This is a genomic window from Paenibacillus sp. cl130 (assembly GCF_900116035.1).
Lineage (GTDB): Bacteria > Bacillota > Bacilli > Paenibacillales > Paenibacillaceae > Paenibacillus > Paenibacillus polymyxa_B.
This window is the reverse complement of the sequence record NZ_FOYG01000005.1, coordinates 290,917-308,267: the sequence shown is the minus strand read 5'-3', so window position 1 is coordinate 308,267 and position 17,351 is coordinate 290,917. Positions and strand designations below refer to the sequence as shown.

General features: G+C 46.2%; 12 protein-coding genes. 3 read left to right on the top strand and 9 right to left on the bottom strand.

Going from position 1 to position 17,351, the window contains the following annotated elements; all coding sequences use genetic code 11:
- Positions 1-7: 7 nt before the first annotated feature.
- Complete coding sequence (locus BM358_RS16035) at positions 8-1,708, bottom strand: spore germination protein (RefSeq protein WP_028541066.1); 1,701 nt, start codon at positions 1,706-1,708, stop codon at positions 8-10.
- Positions 1,709-1,946: 238 nt separating this feature from the next.
- On the opposite strand from BM358_RS16035, the gene BM358_RS16030 reads away from it, so the two are divergent.
- The 3 genes from BM358_RS16030 (at position 1,947) to BM358_RS16020 (ending at position 7,828) form a co-directional block, all read left to right on the top strand.
- The gene (locus tag BM358_RS16030) at positions 1,947-2,288 is read left to right on the top strand and encodes a phage tail protein (RefSeq protein ID WP_023986902.1); all 342 of its coding nucleotides are present in this window, start codon (positions 1,947-1,949) and stop codon (positions 2,286-2,288) included.
- A 46-nt stretch (positions 2,289-2,334) separates the two neighbouring features.
- Entirely contained in the window at positions 2,335-6,225 is a 3,891-nt protein-coding gene (locus tag BM358_RS16025; RefSeq protein ID WP_028541067.1) for an immunoglobulin-like domain-containing protein, read from the top strand.
- 235 nt (positions 6,226-6,460) lie between these two features.
- Positions 6,461-7,828: an exosporium glycoprotein BclB-related protein gene (locus tag BM358_RS16020; RefSeq protein ID WP_028541068.1), complete on the top strand. Its 1,368-nt coding sequence runs from the start codon at positions 6,461-6,463 to the stop codon at positions 7,826-7,828.
- A gap of 71 nt (positions 7,829-7,899) precedes the next feature.
- Here the strand turns inward: BM358_RS16020 and nirD are convergent, their stop codons facing one another.
- From nirD to BM358_RS15980, 8 genes are all read right to left on the bottom strand, one after another.
- Positions 7,900-8,229, bottom strand: coding sequence for a nitrite reductase small subunit NirD (nirD, locus tag BM358_RS16015; RefSeq protein ID WP_023986899.1), 330 nt, complete (start codon positions 8,227-8,229; stop codon positions 7,900-7,902).
- Positions 8,230-8,268: 39 nt separating this feature from the next.
- On the bottom strand, positions 8,269-10,698 hold the full coding sequence (gene nirB, locus BM358_RS16010; protein WP_023986898.1) for a nitrite reductase large subunit NirB: 2,430 nt from the start codon (positions 10,696-10,698) through the stop codon (positions 8,269-8,271).
- Between the two features lie 259 nt (positions 10,699-10,957).
- Positions 10,958-11,629 (bottom strand): DUF4867 family protein, encoded by a 672-nt coding sequence (locus BM358_RS16005; RefSeq protein ID WP_023986897.1) that lies wholly within the window; start codon positions 11,627-11,629, stop codon positions 10,958-10,960.
- On the bottom strand, positions 11,626-13,485 hold the full coding sequence (locus tag BM358_RS16000; RefSeq protein ID WP_028541069.1) for a beta-glucoside-specific PTS transporter subunit IIABC: 1,860 nt from the start codon (positions 13,483-13,485) through the stop codon (positions 11,626-11,628). Before BM358_RS16000 ends, BM358_RS16005 begins: the two co-directional genes overlap by 4 nt.
- Before the next feature lie 141 nt (positions 13,486-13,626).
- Positions 13,627-14,586 (bottom strand): DUF7916 family protein, encoded by a 960-nt coding sequence (locus BM358_RS15995; RefSeq protein WP_023986895.1) that lies wholly within the window; start codon positions 14,584-14,586, stop codon positions 13,627-13,629.
- Positions 14,587-14,628: 42 nt separating this feature from the next.
- Positions 14,629-15,078, bottom strand: coding sequence for a ribose 5-phosphate isomerase B (rpiB, locus tag BM358_RS15990; protein ID WP_023986894.1), 450 nt, complete (start codon positions 15,076-15,078; stop codon positions 14,629-14,631).
- Positions 15,079-15,097: 19 nt separating this feature from the next.
- Positions 15,098-15,754 (bottom strand): ribulose-phosphate 3-epimerase, encoded by a 657-nt coding sequence (gene rpe / locus BM358_RS15985; protein ID WP_028541071.1) that lies wholly within the window; start codon positions 15,752-15,754, stop codon positions 15,098-15,100.
- A 413-nt stretch (positions 15,755-16,167) separates the two neighbouring features.
- Complete coding sequence (locus tag BM358_RS15980) at positions 16,168-17,178, bottom strand: LacI family DNA-binding transcriptional regulator (RefSeq protein WP_028541072.1); 1,011 nt, start codon at positions 17,176-17,178, stop codon at positions 16,168-16,170.
- Positions 17,179-17,351 lie beyond the last annotated feature (173 nt).

Sequence of the window (17,351 nt, the reverse complement as noted above, 5' to 3'; positions counted from 1 at the left end):
GTTGAACTCATCCTTGTCGCTTAGGGTCTTTATGCTTCAATAGAATGGGTCTATTTTTCATAAATTGTAACGGTGCTCGCAAAAAGTAATCTTTCCAGTCCTTCAATGAACGGGGGGCCGTTAAGCTAAGATATGGCACGCCGAAGCTGTGTAATTTAGCCATATGAATGCTCAGCATCAGGAAAAACATGATCACTCCATACAAACCGAAGATAGCAGCCGTGAACATGGCCCCAAAACGAAGAACACGCATAGAGATCCCGGCGCTGTATACAGGTGAGGCAAAGGAAGAAATCGCCGTGACCGCTACCACAATAACGAGAATCGGACTCACAATCCCGGCGTCAACAGCGGCCTGTCCAATAATCAAACCGCCGACGATGCCCATCGCTGGACCGATGGGTTTGGGGAGCCGAAGTCCTGCCTCGCGTAAAATTTCGATGGAAATTTCCATAATCAGGGCCTCAATCAGCGTCGAAAACGGAACTCCCTGTCTCGCACTGATAATGGAAATGACCAACTTGGTTGGAATCAGTCCGGGATGAAACGAGATAAAGGAAATATAGAGCGCCGGGGCGAACAGAGATATCGTAGTTGCCATAAAACGAAGAAATCGAATAAGCGACCCCGGTATCCATCGTTCATAGTAATCTTCGGGAGACTGGAGCATCATCCCGTACGTCACAGGCATAAGGAGCGCAAAAGGTGTACCGTCCAGCAGAATCGCCACACGTCCCTCCAGCAATGCAGCCATGACCCGATCCGGTCTCTCCGTATTTTGAATTTGCAGAAAGGGGCTAAGAAAATTATCCTCAATAAGTTGCTCCACATAGCCCGACTCCAGCACCTCATCCATATCAATGGTTTTGACCCGCCGCTTCACCTCATCCACAAGCTCCGCGTCGGCAATGTCTCTGAAATACACCACCATCAGCTGCTTTTCCACTCTTTTGCCGACTTTAAAGGACGACATGGCTAGTTCCGTACTTTCTCCATGCCTGCGCAGCATCGCTGTATTATCGCTGAGTATCTCTGTAAAACCGACTCGCGGTCCCCGCAGCACCGATTCCGATATGGGGTCTTCCACCCCTCGTGTATTCCCTTTGGGTGTACCCAGCACGAAAGCACCCGGTATGCCCTGAATCAAGAGTATGACTGAACCGAACAGCACCTTTTGCAAGGAGAACTGCACCTCTAACGTATACTCTGTCTCCGATACCAGCATAACCTGACGAATAAACATATCCCGAAGCTCTTCTCCTCTCGGGAGATCTTCCCCCTCTTGCCCGGAGCTGCCCCAATCCATCAACGGCTTTAAAATATTCTGATCCATGCCAACCTTGTCCGTTAATCCATCCACAAAAAAAAGTGTGCCTACAGCGTTCAATTTTTCCAGAAAAATAGATCGTTCGTTCACGTCTGACATATCCGTAACTGCTTGTCTGATTTTTGCTACATTGGCTTCATAATCTTCGGTAAAGGTCCCTTTTACCTTCTCAGCCTCACTTACAGTCGGATTACGATCTGCATGCTGCGAACGGTCTTCTTCTTCTAAAAGCTTTAATCGTTCCATACGTCTGCTCTCTCGACCATCCATCGCTCTAATTTGTCGTACCGTCAGAAAAATAATCAAAGGGATGAGGAACAAAAAGAAAGCTTCCATCCATACGTTCCATTTGGGCATATGAGTTCCGATGACCTGCCACACACTCTTTCCTCCTTCACTTCCATAGGATTTGTATATAGATTTACCTGGATTAGAAAAAAGATGCATGGGCAATGGAATAAATTTCTTTACTCACAAAAGGAATAAAAAGGTGAATTTGATAGATGAACTGTAGTGCCAAAAGTGGAATTACATGATAATATCTATTCATTCTATGACTAATGTCACAAATTTGTTGAATTCGTGGGCCATTATTCGAAACTAAAAAGGAGTTGTAGGTATGAAGAATCATTTTTGGAAGAAAGCCGCTGTGTTGAGTTTGTTAGCGGTCATTTTGTTAGGGGGAACGGCGATCAGTCCCAAACAGGCACATGCAGGTTATGAGCCTTATATTGGGGAAATTACGGTGTACCCGTACATGTTCGCTCCTAAAGGTTGGCTAAAATGCGAGGGTCAGCTCTTATCTATTTCGCAAAATACAGCACTGTTCAGTCTGCTGGGCACTAATTTTGGCGGCGATGGAATGAGCACATTTGCATTACCCGACTTGCGCGGGGCTTCCCCGTTGCCGAATGTAAACTACTATATCGCAACCGAAGGGGTTTACCCATCCCGCCCTTAATGAATGTGTTCATCGGTGGGCTAATTAATGAAGAAGAGGTGATGGCGTGCTCGAAGGCAATAACTTCACACGCAACAAATTGAAACCCTATCGCTTGCTGGTTCCATTGCTGCCATTTATCGGCGGTACGTTCCTGCTCATAGGGACGAATGAGGTTCACGCTGCCGGTTGGGAAAATGTGGTGCTTAACAAGCCAGCCACATCCAGTGGCTACAGCCAGCCCTATGATCCCTCCAGAGCTGTGGATGGGTCAATCGAACCAACAAGCCGCTGGTATCAAGCCAGCAACGGTGAAAAATGGATTCAGGTAGATCTGAGAGACTGGTATATCGTAGATCGATACGTTGTTACAGGTATGGGAATCCATAACGGGTGGCAGGATCAACGTGATCCATACAGTTTCCGATTGCAAACAAGCAGCAACGGAAGTAATTGGGTGACTGTTGATACCGTCCAGAATAATGAGAGCTCTAATGTTGAAAAGAACATTGCCCCTGTAACTACACGATACTTGCGATTATATATTGATCAAGGAAATACAAGAAACAATCAGTGGGCTTCCATCATGGAATTCGCAGCTTATGGGGAGCGATTGCCCGTTCCACAGGCTCCGGGGCATTTTACAGGAACCAAAAATGGAAATACAGTGGAGTTAAGCTGGGATGCCGTTCCTTATGCAACTTCATACAAAGTCATACGAGATAGTGTAACGCTCTATTCAGGTAACTTAACCCAATTCATAGACACTTCAGCATTGCCGCCAGGTGAAGCCCTTTACACGGTTCAGGCCGTGAATGCTAAGGGGGAGAGCACTCCCTCAGAAGTTAAAGTGAACATACTTACCGATGCCGAGAGAGTTGCACAGGCCAAAGCTGCTCTTGCATTAGGCTTCGCATCTGGAGATACAGTTGATTCCGTATCCCAAAAGCTGACACTGCCACTCGCTGGATTGAATGATACGACGGTGAGCTGGAGTTCGGATACTCCTGACGTCATTACGAACGAGGGGGCTGTCACACGCCCGCGGTACGATCTGGGTGACCGAAAAGTAAAACTGACAGCTACGATTGCGAAGGGAAGCGCCTCGGATACTCAAACTTTCGAAGTTACCGTACCGAAGATAACTGCACAAGATACATTGGATCAAGCAGCAGACACCCTCTCGCTTGGCAATTTGTCTGCGGTAACAGAGAGTATTTCTCTCCCTTTATCCGGTTATGGTGGAGCGCAGATCGAATGGTCCTCGTCCAAACCTCTTGTCATTGCAGCAGATGGAACCCTCACCAGACCCTCCTATAACAGTGGAGATACGGATGTTACCCTAACGGCTACCCTGCAACTTGCAGGCTTAACGAAAACAAAGGATTTTACTACACACGTACTCCGTCTGCCGATGAGCGACACTGAAGCCGTAGACGCAGCATACAGGGCGCTTGAGCTGCCAATGACTACAGTAACCGGAGACGTATATTTGCCAAAAGACGCTCTGCATGGTGTTCAGGTGTCATGGTCATCGACTCAGCCCCAGTTCTTGGATCATACTGGGCATGTAACATTCCCAAGCTATGTGCAGGGCGATCAGACCATCACGCTGGAAGCAGTTGTGTCACGAGGCGGGGTTGAGCTACGAAAAACATTCAGCCTGCTCGTGCCTGCACTGCCCGTAAGCGCTGATGAAGCCGTAAATTTGGCAGCTAATACACTGAATTTAGATTATCCGCAAGGGATTAAGGATTCCATCGCTCTGCCTCGTACAGGAGCATTTGACACCCAGATCGACTGGTCTTCGGATCAACCAGATATCCTCAGCAATAGCGGTCAGGTGAATCGGCCTAAATATACAGACGGTGATATGAATGTACAGTTAATTGCCATTATTTCTAAAGGTACCGCTTCTGTACAAAGAACATTCACAATCACAGTGCTGAAGGCATTACCGAATACACCTTACGTACGATTGAACGGCAGTAATCCAATTGTTCTGGAAGCCGGTGACAGCTTCACTGATCCGGGAGCCAGTGTACTGGACAGCGTATACGGCAATATCCTGATCCCTGAGCTTTCAGGTAACGGGAATGTCGATATAAATGTACCCGGTGTATATGTATTGAACTATGCTTATAGCGACAATGGAGGTTGGACAGCGGAGCCAGCAGAGCGCCATATAAACGTGCTGCCCCGTGCTGTTAGAGCCGCAGCAGGCAATGGGGATATAGCCTCTGTGGTCGTTACAGGTGCCTTACCAGGCGCACGGCTTGAACTGTACAATGCCCAGCAGGAGCTTATAGCGGAAGGAATCGCTTCGGGAGAGGGAAAATATACATTTACACCTGTGCCTGAAGGAGCCAGCTACTATGTGCTACAGAACGTAAATGGTATGAAGAGTGCCCCGTCAGGGCTAGTATATCCGCAAGGGTTAACCGCGCAGCGCGTTGCGGATTCCATCACAAGCATAACAACTCCTACAACAAGTGACACACTGCTCAGGTTGCCTGTTGTACCTGATGGTTTCCGTGTGACCATCAGCAGCAGTAGCCACCCAGACATCGTGCGTACAGACGGAACTATTGTTCAAGCAGATACTCCTTCCGTTGTAACTATCATGCTGGATGTTATAAGGGTAAGCGATGGTTCTCATGCGTTGACGCAAGCCATAGAAGTCACCGTCCCTGCCAAGGTAATTGCAAACACAGGCAAATCTAACAAAGATAAGAATGAGGATCTATCTGCTTTCGTACCACAGATCGGAATTTCCGAACAAGGGAAAGAGTTCTCCCTCTTTGTTCCTTCGCCGGCATTCCTGGATGAGCAGATACAGCAAGCACTTCGCGAAGGCAAAGCATACGCAGACATTCGTTTGGAGCAGGAGAAGCAACTGAGTCGTGTTATCCTTTCTCATTCTTTACTGAATAAATGGGATAAGATTGGTGCATCGGTAATATCCCGATATGGAACACTGATGATATCCAGTGACACCTTAACCCGCATGGCCTCAGGCCAGCAGGACGTTACATTGTCATTCCAGCAGGTAGATGTACAACGTGCACAGCAGATCCGTGATTGGGCTGAGCAACAATCCAGCCTGACGCTGATGGGTCCGGTTACAGACATCAAAGCCAATGTGACAGGAACCTCGTCGATCATTCTACCGCTGGATAACGAATCCTTAGGTGAGTTACACAATGCAGAGCCCCAGTTCTCCATTCTTGTTATTCATGAGAATGGCGAGCGTGAGATTCTAAAAGGGACTGCTGTAATGGATTCAAAAGGGATTTTGTCGGGTGTGAGTGTCAATACGACCGGGTTAGGTACCTTTGTCGTCGCCACAGACGCAAAGTCTCAAACCAATAATGCCAGTGTGCAAAATGACCAAATCAATTCGTCAGATTCGCAAGAGCTAGCTCAGGTATGGCCGGATGTACAAGGCCATTGGGCAGCGAAGTCCCTGCAATCTCTTGCAGACAAAGGCTGGATACAAGGCTATAAAGACGGCAACATACGCCCTGAGCGCGCTGTAAGCCGTGCAGAATTTGTAGCCATACTGACCAGAGCATTGGGAACTGCTGGAGATGAGAGCCCTTCTACCTCATTTACAGATATGCAGGGACACTGGGCTGGATCAGCCGTGGATTCTGCTCATCGTCAGGGATGGATTCAAGGGCTAACCGCTCAAACTTTCGGACCTGATGAGAGTCTTACCCGTGAGCAGGCGATGGTGATCCTGTCACACGCGATGCAGAATCAGATATCCATTTCCAGTACTACTGCACTGCAATCCTACAAGGATGAGCAGCAGATTTCAGCATGGGCCTCCGCAGCATTTCAAAATGCAGTATCCTCCGGTTGGATCAGCGGTTATCCAGATGGAACACTCAAGCCAAAAGCAGCCATCAGCAGAGGTGAGATGGCTGAACTGCTGGTACGTATTCTTAAATAAGACTTTTCAAGCTTCATACATCAGATGAGTATAAGCAAATACAACGCGGCCTCCAAGCTTTTCGGGGGCCGTATTTTTTTATGTATATTTTATGTACAAGCCTCCAACAATCATTTTTGCTTGTTTATTCACCCTTTTCGCTTCAGTAAATATATTATGAATATCTGCGAAGCGGGGCGATGAACCACCTATCACCTCTACAGTAGGAAGAATGATAAGGAGGAGATATTTGAGCATGAAACATAAAAAACCGTTCAGGTTCAGTGGTGCTTCAAAAAAAGACGAAGACTGTAAACCAACAAGAGTAAATAAAAGTATCGAAGCTCTTCTCAGACTGATTAATGAATTGACCGCGATCATCCCCGTCGTATTCGCAAACCCCTCTGCGGCTAATGTATCTTCCTTGCAACAGATTTTAAGACGTTTGTTGTCTCTGGCGAAAAGCTTAAGACTTAGAGGCGGGGTTAAGGCAGACTTGCTGGCAGCGCTGGAGCTTGCTATTGTTGCGTTAGAAGCTACACCTTTCTCTCCGATCGGCGTAGGTACTGCACTGCAACAATTGCTGGATGCCCTATTGTCCATCGTTTTACAAGAATCCCTTGATCCTGCTCTTAAAGACAGCTTAATCAGCGCGATCAGAATCGCTGGAACGACGGTTAGCAACGTATTAGGTGAAACATACTTGTCAGGGGAGTCCGGTGCACAAGGACCTCCTGGACCTGTGGGACCCGGCGGTGCGCCTGGACCCGCAGGTGGACCAGGGCCACAAGGGCCTCCCGGACCTATCGGCGCCGCTGGACCTATCGGAGCACCCGGACCTGTTGGCCCTGCCGGGCCCGTGGGGCCTGCGGGGCCCATTGGAGCGGCTGGACCTGTTGGCGCCGCCGGGCCTATCGGGGCCGCTGGACCGGAAGGCCCGGCCGGACCTGTCGGCGCTACAGGTGCTGCGGGCCCTGCCGGGGGTGTGACAGGCGCCACGGGCGCTACGGGCGCGGATGGATTGGTCGGGCCAGCCGGGGCCATAGGGCCTGCTGGAGCCACGGGTGTTACGGGCGTTACAGGGATTACCGGAGCCACCGGCTCGGGAGCCATCATCCCGTTTGCTTCAGGAGGACCTGCTATACTGACAACTGTTCTTGGCGGAGTGGTAGGAACCACAAGTTTGATCGGCTTTGGGAGCTCAGCAACAGGTATTAGCCTCGTAGGCGGGGTCATAGACCTGACAGGTACACTTGTAGGACCTCTGATTAACTTTGCTTTTTCCGTACCACGGGATGGCGTAATTACATCTATTGCTGGTTACTTCAGTACAACAGCTGCATTAACTCTCGTGGGTTCAACTGCGACAATTACTGCCCAGCTGTTTAGTTCCCCAACACCTAATAACACTTTCACAGCAGTTCCGGGAGCTATCGTTATATTGGCCCCTCCACTGAATGGCATTGTTGCTTTGGGAACGACCTCTAGCGGCATTACTACTGGTTTGGCTATCCCCGTAACCGCACAGACTCGTCTGCTCCTTGTCTTCTCTGCCACAGCTACAGGTATTTCCCTCGTAAACACTATCGTAGGTTATGCAAGTGCAGGCGTCACCATTACCTGATCCAAAAAGAAAAAAGGGCCCAGCAGGATTGTTCCTGTCGAGCCCTTTTTATTTGTATTCCAACAGACGAACTAAACCGTTTCGAACGATATTTTTACTTCTTCTCCCTCTTCACAAACGGCGAACGTTTTAATTTGTCCGTGATCAGGCTCTTGAACGATGCCCGTCTGCAGATCAATTTTCCAGTCATATAAAGGATCATAGATATAATGACCAGATACTATAGCCTCTGTAAGAGGACCTCCTTTGGGATGAGGACTGCTATTTTCAACGGCATAAAGCTCATTCTCCGAAGTGCGGAAAACAGCAATTTCAGTACCTTTGATATGGATGGTACGCCCTATTCTGATCGGAAAATCCTTACTATGACCGACGACAAGCCATTCGGCATTTTTGATCATTTGTTTGATCGCTCCCTTCCTCAGGCATTTTAGATACAATTACACAATAGACGGGGTGACAACCTCGAATAAATTTTTGCGTGAATCCTCATCATTGATGATCTTTTTCCAAGGGTCTTCGACCTGTTGTAATGCAAATTCGATGCGTTCTACTAAAGCTTGTCGATGATCTGTATCATGAACGACAGCCTTCTGAATCTCCTCCAGACCGATCCGTTCCACCCACTCCGAAGTACGTTCCAGGTATTGTCCTGTTTCCCGGTAGAGTTGCATTACGCTTCCTACAATATCAATCAACTCGGCGTCGGTTTTTACTTTACAGAGTGAATCAGCCAACCGCGCTTTAATACCGCCATTACCACCGATAAAGATCTCCCAGCCCCCATCATTACCTACGATTCCGATATCTTTGGTACATGATTCCGCACAGTTGCGTGGACATCCATTAACCGCTAATTTGAATTTTGCCGGGAAATCCAGTCGTTCGAATTTCCGTTCCAACACTTCTCCCATTCCCATCGAGTCCTGTGTGCCAAACCGGCAAAATTGTGATCCAACACAGGTTTTAACTGTACGAAGTGACTTCGCGTAGGCATATCCCGACGGCATATCGAGTTCTTCCCATACTTTAGGCAGATCCTCTTTACGGACACCGATCAAATCAAGCCGCTGTCCTCCTGTTACTTTAACGACCTTAACGTTGTATTTAAGAGAAACATCTGCTATCTTCTTCAAATCTTCTGGGGTCGTTACACCACCGTACATTCTAGGAACAACTGTAAACGTTCCATCCTTTTGAATGTTCGCGTGCAATCGCTCATTTACAAAACGGGAATCTCCCTCATTTTCATAGGTATCCGGGTTAATCATTCCCAGATAGTAATTCAGCGCTGGCCGACATTTGGAGCATCCTTCATCATTATGCCAACCCAGTACATTCATAACTTCACGCGTTGTTGTCAGCCCTTTGGTTTTGATCGCTTCCACAATCTCGTCCCGACTCAAAGTTGTGCAGCCACATATTCCTTGCTTGGCTGACGTCTTGAAGCTGTCTCCAAGAACGTACTGCAGAATTTGCTCTACAACCGGCTTACACCCTCCACAGGAACGCGTTGCTCCGGTACATGCCTTAATTTCATCGACTGTGGTCAGTCCATTATCATTAATCGCATCCACAATCGTCTTTTTGGTTACACCGTTACAGCCACAGACAATTTCGTCATCAGCCATCGTTTCAGCGGATAATGATTTCGCCCCGTCCTTGCTGCATCCAGTACCCATGATCTGTCCATATATCTCATCTGTCATCAATGTTTGCTGACGCACATATTTTTGAAGGCTAGCAGATTCGCTCACATCGCCAAACAGTACAGTTCCAACAATCTTATTTTCACGAAGCAGCACTTTTTTGTATGTGCGCTTCCACTCATCCTTTGCCACAATCACCGTATGTTCAGGCTGGGTTATGAATTCGCCAGCTGAGAAAACATCCACCCCTGAAATTTTGAGCTTGGTGGAAACCACCGATCCCATATAACCTTCAGTATCCGCACCTGCCAAATGTTTGGCAATTACACTCCCCTGTTCAAACAGCGGAGCTACCAAGCCGTAACAGGTTCCGCGGTGTTCAACACATTCCCCTACAGCATATACATCCGGCACGGAGGTTCTCATCAAATCATCGACTACAATACCACGGTTCGTTTCCATACCACTTTGCACAGCCACCTGAATATTAGGTTTGATCCCGACGGCCATAACGACCAAATCCGCTTCCAGCTCGCTTCCGTCTGAAAACCGCAGTCCTTGTACCCGATCTTGACCGTACACCTCCGCAGTTTGCATTTGCATAGCAAACTTGATTCCCTGGCGTTCTAGTTCTGTTTTCAGCATCGCAGAGGCTTCCCGGTCCAGCTGGCGTTCCATCAAATCCTCCATTAAATGAACGACCGTAACATCCATACCCAGGTTGACCAAGCCTTTAGCTGCTTCCAGCCCCAATAGGCCTCCACCAATGACAGCTGCCTTTTTAAAGGTCTTTGCTGCCTCAAGCATTGCCGAGCAATCGGCGATATCTCTGAAACCGATGACACCCGGTAATTCTTTACCCGGAATAGGCAGAATAAATGATTGTGAACCAGTAGCTACCAAAGCTACATCGTAATCAATTTCCAGTCCGTCTTCGGTGCGAATCTTCTTGTTCTCACCGTCAATGCTTTTCACCATTTTTCCTGTATATAAAGTAATCCCTTGATCCGCGTACCATTGCAAATCGTTCAGTATGATATCATCAATCGTTTTACTACCTTCCAACACATAAGAGAGCATGATCCTGTTATAGTTCGGATGCGGCTCATTTCCCAGGACCGTAATTTCATACTTATCCGTTAATTTCAAAATTTGTTCGACCGTATTGATACCAGCCATCCCGTTCCCTATAACCACAAGTTTTTGTTTACTGTTTATCATATACCGGTTCCTCCATTCATTCGACGATGCTTCCTATCCGACGACATCTCCTACGTTCCTATGAATATTGCTTATGCTTCTATTTTAATGCAGCAGATAGAGCTATATGTGATTAGAATCACAATGTAGTTCAAATTAAAAATATTTAGGGATTTCCCTATTCTGCTTCAAGGGATAAAGGTAAGCAGCTGAAATTGAGTTAAAAAAAAGGACCAGCTAGCTGGTCCCTTAGTTTAATTTATGAATGATGGACTTTGACTCAAATGGGAGAAATATTCAGCAACTTCCCGTGCAGCCCGGGATGGACGCCAGCCGCGATTTTTTCCATCTGTGTACTATGAACCATAAGAAATTTATTTTTCTTAGTCAGCAGTAGGTTCCCCCGGCTACCTTCTCCCGCTTCAAGTGGCATATTCGTTCCTGCCGGAAGGATCACAATCGTCAAATATCCTTCACTGTCAACTTTACAGGGAGCATAATGAAGTGTCGTTGAATATATCTCGACAACCGTGTTTTTAGGCTGAAAAAACACCTGAACATTTGCACTGTCATAGGAATTGTCCTCAATGTCCTGTACTCTGCCGACAAGATGAATACAGTCTGTAGCGGCAATCACCACCTCGCTGCCCTGATGATATTCCAGCCCGGTCAGACCCGTATTCTGACCTGCGCAAAAACCAGCCTGAATTGGAAGTTGGCCGTACACCTCATCTTGAATCCGGTGAATTACACCGAAGTCTTCGAGTTCTGCGACCGAAGGTACATAATGGTTTCCCTGATCGGGTACGCTGGTCGTTTCTTTTGCATACTTGATAAGCTCTGTGGTATTAAAATGAGGCAGCAGCCTTCCATACGGGCGGAATGCTTCGCTCATTACCTCATAAATGACCAAAGGTGCATTGATTTGATTTAGTCTTTCCGTAGTCTTCATAGCTTGACCTCCAGCAATGAATCTCCTGTGTACACTCGGTTATTTCCCAGCACCTTAACGTCAGAGTATTCGGCTGTATTCGTCACAATAATCGGTGTAGTCATGTCATAGCCCAGAGCTTTAATTGCTCCAATATCAAACTCGACCAGCAGTTGACCTTTGGTAACCCGATCCCCTTCTGAGATATGCGTTTTAAAATGCTGTCCTTTCAACTTGACGGTGTCCATACCGATGTGAACCAAGATCTCCGTTCCTCCATCCGATACAATACCAATCGCATGGCCTGTACGGAAGGCATTAGCTATAGTTCCGTTGAATGGAGAGAGCAGTTTGCCATCCTCAGGCACAATAGCAACGCCTTTACCCATGGCTCCAGTAGAGAACACTTCATCAGATATCTCGGATAACGGTTTGACAGTACCCGTCAGCGGGCTGGAAATATTCTCGTTCGTTAGCGCAGGAGCTGGGGTTGCAGCTTCTTTCTTCTCTTCATGGACTGCAATCATTTCTGTTTCCATGGAATCATTAAATCCAAAGAAATACGTGGTAATGGCTGTGAATATATAAGCTACGATAATGGCAATTACGAATCCGGCAAATCCTGTGCCGAAGAATATCGGCAGGGATGCCAAGCCCGGTATACCTGGAGCAATTGCCACGGAACCCGCCGCACCTGTGATTGCCCCGGCGATAGCGCCCCCGATAATAGCCCATACGAACGGTTTTTTGTAGCGGATACTAATCCCGTAGATGATCGGTTCCGTGATGCCAAACAAACCTGTTATCGCTGCAGGCCCGGCAATCGCTCTCACTTTTGGATTTCTGGTTTTAAGGAATACACCCAGTGCCGCACCTGCTTGTGCAAAGTTAGAAGGCGCAAATAATGGTTTCAAAGTATCATGACCGTATACCGCAATGTTATTGTACATGATAGGAATAAACGCCCAGTGGAGCCCCATAACAACTAACATCTGCCACCCGGCACCTACAATGACTCCCGCTACAATCGGACTCAAATTGTATAAGAAAGTGTAACCCTTAGCCAGCCCCAAGCTCGCATATATTCCAATTGGTCCAACCGCAATCAGAGTCAAGGGAACAATGACCATCAGACAGATAAGTGGCGTTATAAAATTTTTCACGCTATCATGAATTACTCTATTCAGGAATTTCTCCAGAATGGATAGCAACCAAATTGCGATAATCACTGGAATAACCGAAGAAGTATAACTCATAAGAACAACAGGAATATTGAAGAACGAAATATCCGTTTTATCGTTATACAAAGTAATAATATTCGGATACACCAAAGCCCCTGCTACCGCAAGCGCAACAAAGGTATTGGCTCCAAATTTCTTCGAAGAGGTCACAGCAATCGCGATCGGCAGGAAATAAAAGATACTGTCTGCGGCAGCGAACCAGATCGAATAGACACCACCTGTTTTGGTGAGCCATCCTAACGAGACGAGCATTAATAAAAGCCCTTTCAAAATCCCCGAAGCTGCCAGTGCCCCCAAAAATGGTGTAAAAATACCGGAAATAATGTCCACCGTTTTGTTGAACCAGTTGCCTTCAGGAGCAGCGGATGCATTCGATTTGTCGTCATCTCCAAGGCTACTGATCTTTAAAATGTCTTTATATACGTCCCCTACCGTATTTCCAATGACCACTTGATATTGTCCACCGTTTTCAACAACTGTAATAACCCCGGGAATATTTTGTGTTTGGTTCTTGTCGGCCTGATCCCTGCTATTTAATTTAAATCTTAACCGAGTGGCACAATGCACCAAGCTAGAGACATTTCCTTCTCCGCCAACGGACGCTAAAATGTCTTTTGCCAGTTTTTCATTGGACATACTGCTCGCTCCTTTAATCCTCATTTGGCATTTTTCTATAAAAGTAAACGTTTACATGGATGGTGGTAATTCAAAGACTCTACGCGCACTCCAAGGAGTACGAAAAGAATATAGAGTCTCTGAATTACACGGGGTCAATCGTTACCGGCTTCTTCCTACCATTCTCTTGATTGTATGTCTGCGTCCTTTAATGGACAGCGCAAGCTGGTATACGTTCTCAGGAAGAGGTGTTCCTGCATAACCACCATCTCCAATGGCATGAATATCCGCGCCCGTCTGTTTCATCATGAGTGCGATCCAGGCAATCGTTTGAACATCTGCCCCTTCAACTGAGCTGTTCAGGAAAGAAAGAGCAAGCGTTCCGGGTTTATATGAATGGACAAATTCTACACATTGTCTGACGTGCTCCACTGTAATACCATGTCTGGAGCCAGGTGCAGGCAACGTAATAACGTCAGCACCAGAATCGATCAAGTCCTTAATAATTTCATTGGAAGGTCTCTCGCTCAGTGGATCACCCAATACTTTCTCAATGGTTCCGTCTTCCCATTTTCCGGCGCAGATCAGGATTTTGTCTCCCAGTGTTTCTTTTGCCAGCTTGGTAGCCTCAATGATCCGTTCAAAGGTTGTACCTGCGGAAGGATTTCCTCCCAATACGATAAAGTCAGCTCCAATCTCTAAGGCACGCAGGAAGTTCTCTCTGGAAGCGATTCTTCCTTCTTTGGCCTCCACATATTGTTCTCCCGCAACCTGAGCATCCGGGCTTGGACACTCAAAATAAATACCGAGCGGAACACCGGCCCATTCCTTGATTTGCTTCAGGCTATACGGCTTATCAGCCAGCTTGCCATGCTTCATTTCACGCAATCCGATATTGGATTCTTCCTTGATCATATCAAAGCCATTCAGCATAACCATATCTGCGCCGTAAGCTGCTTGGATCTCCGCATTGGTAACGCCATCGACCAGGCCGGAATTCAGCATCACATGATGCTGTCCCATAATGACGCGCCCTTCAGAAGCCAGAATGGATTCTTTTAGATCTGCTGCGCTAAATTTCAAAATATCCGTTTTCGTGCTTGCTATTAATCTTTTTGCCAATGTAATCTCCTCCAAGTCATTTATGTTTTAAGTGGTCGTTCGTCAGCACAAATGCTGTTCCTCGATGTCGGATATCATCTTGATGCGGTCGCCATGGCGTCCTCCTTCAAACTCAGCCTCCAACCATGATTTCACTATCATTTTCGCCAATTCGCTTCCGACGACACGTGCACCGAATGCAAGAACATTTGTATTGTTGTGCTGCTTGGACAACTGTGCAGAATAAGGCTCGCTGCATACTACAGCCCGAATTCCCTTGACTTTGTTGGCCGAGATGGATATTCCCACGCCTGTGCCGCAAATCAGAATGCCTGCGTCAGCCTGCTTTCCGACCACAGCCTCTGCAACGAGCTTTCCATACTTCGGATAGTCGGTTCTTTCTGAAGTTTGCGGTCCATAGTCCATGACCTCATGACCCAGTTCATTAAGATAAGTTGAAATCGTCGTTTTAAGCTCTACAGCCACATGGTCGCTACCGATGGCAATTTTCATGGCTTTATTCCTCCCCGAATTAGATATTTTTTAATCTGTTAATGATGGTTTTGTAAGATTCTTCTTTACCAAACAAAGTGGATGTCCCCAGTACGAATCCTTCAACCCCGTAGTGTGCCAATTCGTTGATCTTCTCTTCGGAGATAGCCCCATCAACCACGATTGTATAATTCAATGCCTTTTCGTGTTTAAAAGCTTGCAGCGCTTTAATCTTGTCGTTCACGAAGGGTAAATATTTTTGCCCTGCAAAACCCGGATTTACGGTCATGACCAACACATAGTCAACCATGCCAAGTAAAGGTTCTACTGCAGCAATGGCTGTCCCCGGATTAAGAGCGATTCCCGCTTTTACCCCTCTTCCAACAATTCGGTCAATGGTGCGCGTCGGGTGCATATCGGCCTCCGGGTGAAAATAAATGATGTCTGCACCCTTATCGGCAAATAAATCAATATAGGCGGAAGGGTTGTCTATCATCAGATGTACATCCATTGTTTTTTGGGTTTGTTTACGGATAAACTCCAAATCCTGAAGCCCCATTCCGAAATTAGGGACAAATCTACCATCCATAATATCAATATGATAAATATCCACATTGGCTTCTTCCAGCGCGTTTACTTCATGTTCCAAGGAGCTGAAATTAGCGCACATCATGGAAGGACATAATAGCATACTCATTCATAATCACCCTTCTTCTAAAATAGAGTAAACGATTACTCAAACGACATAATCTGTTTTCGATTTTCCAAAAAGCAGCAGTTGATCTTTATGCCCTTTGGTATTGAATAAATCAGTAGAGAAAACGTTTACCCATTGAAAAAAATAACAACAGTTCATGGCTCGAACTCCATCACTTGTTGGTTTCTCACACATCATATGGATTCTGAACTCTCTTGGGTAAACGATTACATTTAACATAATTAAAGTTATCATTTTCTGATATTGTTGTCAAACCATTTTTTTGTTGGATATTAAACGGGAAAGTTTACAGCATAATAGAGCACAGCTCGACCATCTTACTCTGGAGAGGTAAAACAGTACCTATGCTCACCTCTCCCTTGGCTAATGCAAGATGATATCTGACCACGAAACTAGGTGGTACTGCGTTGTATCAATCGTACTGGGATGGAATAATGCTGCTCTTGTTCCATCTTGTCTCCACTCAGCATACGAAGCAGCATACTGGAAGCTTTATCTGCAAGTGTTTCTTTATCCTGTTCAATTGTAGTCAATGGTGGATTACAATATTGGGAAATTGTGTCATTATCAAAACCCACTATCTTGACTTCACCGGGGACCTGTACTCCGAATTTCTGTAACGCCAGTAATCCGCCCAAAGCCAACCAGTCATTAGTTGCAAAAATACCGTCAAACCGCAGTCCTTTTTCCAAGACATGTTTAATAGCAGCCTGTGCGGTCTCCAGAGTAGGCCCATCATTGCGAACTGCAACCAAGTGGTCCTCGGATGGATGCAGTCCATGCTTTTGCAGAGCATCTTTATACCCGTACAGACGCTCATTAACAGAGGATAGATTGTTTTGCTTGGTCAACAGCAAAATTTCCTTGCAGCCTTTGTTAATCAGCTCCTCTGTCGCCAAAAATCCACCCTCATAATGATTGGACTCAATAAAAGCTACGTTCGTATTAATCTTTGGTCGTCGGTCAATACATACAATCGGAATGGGACGTTTAAGCAATTCCGCAGAAAGCTCCTCCTGACCCGAAATGCAGATCAGACCATCTACCATTTTTCCATCCAAAGTTTTCAAATATTCTCGTTCCTTCTCCGCATCTTTAGCAGTATTACATATAATGGTAGAATATCCTTGTTTAAAAAAGAAGCTTTCCACTTTTTGTACAATGACTGAAAAAAATTCATTATTAATATCCGGCACCAAAACGCCAATCGTCTGTGATTTACTCATCCGCAGGCTTTTGGCGATGCTGTTAGTCTCATATTGGTACTTTTGGATTACTTCAACAACCTTCTGCCGTGTTTCCTCAGAGAAGCGACCATTCTCGTTAATCACACGGGAAACCGTAGCTACAGAAACTCCACTTAACCTGGCAATATCCTTTATGGACACTTGATTTTTTTTCATATTATTTCCCTCAAATAATTATATTGAGTAAACGTTTTCCTGATTGGAGATTAACATAATCCTAATATGGGTGTCAACTGACACACTAGCATAGAAAGAGTTTTCCGCCAAAATACGAAGAGACCACAAGTCAACATACCATTTAATGAGTAAATACAACCTTTATAAGGAAT

Bases quoted from the DNA above. Each gene is read 5' to 3' on its own strand.
- BM358_RS16020 (WP_028541068.1), top strand. From the start codon at position 6,461: ATGAAACATAAAAAACCGTTCAGGTTCAGTGGTGCTTCAAAAAAAGAC.
- BM358_RS16000 (WP_028541069.1), bottom strand. From the start codon at position 13,485: ATGTCCAATGAAAAACTGGCAAAAGACATTTTAGCGTCCGTTGGCGGA.
- BM358_RS15980 (WP_028541072.1), bottom strand. From the start codon at position 17,178: ATGAAAAAAAATCAAGTGTCCATAAAGGATATTGCCAGGTTAAGTGGA.
- rpiB (WP_023986894.1), bottom strand. From the start codon at position 15,078: ATGAAAATTGCCATCGGTAGCGACCATGTGGCTGTAGAGCTTAAAACG.
- BM358_RS16030 (WP_023986902.1), top strand. From the start codon at position 1,947: ATGAAGAATCATTTTTGGAAGAAAGCCGCTGTGTTGAGTTTGTTAGCG.
- nirB (WP_023986898.1), bottom strand. From the start codon at position 10,698: ATGATAAACAGTAAACAAAAACTTGTGGTTATAGGGAACGGGATGGCT.
- nirD (WP_023986899.1), bottom strand. From the start codon at position 8,229: ATGATCAAAAATGCCGAATGGCTTGTCGTCGGTCATAGTAAGGATTTT.
- rpe (WP_028541071.1), bottom strand. From the start codon at position 15,754: ATGAGTATGCTATTATGTCCTTCCATGATGTGCGCTAATTTCAGCTCC.
- BM358_RS16005 (WP_023986897.1), bottom strand. From the start codon at position 11,629: ATGAAGACTACGGAAAGACTAAATCAAATCAATGCACCTTTGGTCATT.